At 66.9% G+C, this 1,021-nt stretch carries 1 protein-coding gene; it reads left to right on the top strand.

The features are described from left to right. Positions 1-1,021, top strand: a 1,021-nt coding sequence (locus WN73_RS11725; RefSeq protein ID WP_271552867.1) for a chemotaxis protein CheA, incomplete at both ends; no start/stop codon positions are given.

Genomic DNA, 1,021 nt, shown 5'->3' on the forward strand with positions numbered 1-1,021 from the left:
GACGAGCTCGAGCGCGCCTTCCGCGAGACCGCGATCGAAATCCCCGCACCCGTTGCCAAGGCCGAGGTCAAGGCTGAGCCCGCGCCGGCTCCGGCCCCTGTTGCCAAAGAGGCTGCCAAGGAAGCTGCCAAGCCTGCCGCCAAGGAGAAGGCCGCGCCGAAGAAGTCGATGGCCGACGAGGGCGCCTCCGAGGGCGACCGCATCGCCAACCAGTCGATCCGCGTCAACGTGGATACGCTGGAGCATCTGATGACCATGGTCTCCGAGCTGGTCTTGACCCGCAACCAGCTGCTGGAGATCTCCCGCCGCAACGAGGACACCGAGTTCAAGGTGCCGTTGCAGCGCCTCTCCAACGTCACCGCCGAGCTGCAGGAAGGCGTCATGAAGACGCGCATGCAGCCGATCGGCAATGCCTGGCAGAAGCTGCCCCGCATCGTCCGCGACCTGTCGAGCGAACTCGGCAAGCAGATCGAGCTGGAGATGCACGGCGCCGACACCGAGCTCGACCGCCAGGTGCTCGACCTGATCAAGGACCCGCTCACCCACATGGTGCGCAACTCCGCCGACCATGGCCTGGAGACCCCCGCCGAGCGGCTCGCGGCCGGCAAGGGCGAGCAGGGCACCATCCGCCTCTCCGCCTATCACGAGGGCGGCCACATCATCATCTGCATCGCCGACAACGGCCGCGGCCTCAACACCGAGAGGATCAAGGCCAAGGCGATCTCCTCGGGTCTCGTCACCGAGGCCGAGCTCGAGAAGATGAGCGAAGCCCAGATCCACAAGTTCATCTTCGCGCCGGGCTTCTCGACCGCGGCCGCCATCACCTCGGTGTCGGGGCGCGGCGTCGGCATGGACGTGGTGCGCACCAATATCGACCAGATCGGCGGCACCATCGACATCAAGTCGGTGGCCGGCGAGGGCTCGAGCGTCACCATCAAGATCCCGCTGACCTTGGCCATCGTCTCCGCGCTGATCGTGGAAGCCGCCGGCGACCGCTTCGCGATCCCGCAGCTCTCCGTCG

It is taken from the genome of Bradyrhizobium sp. CCBAU 45394, assembly GCF_028128655.1.
GTDB lineage: Bacteria > Pseudomonadota > Alphaproteobacteria > Rhizobiales > Xanthobacteraceae > Bradyrhizobium > Bradyrhizobium diazoefficiens.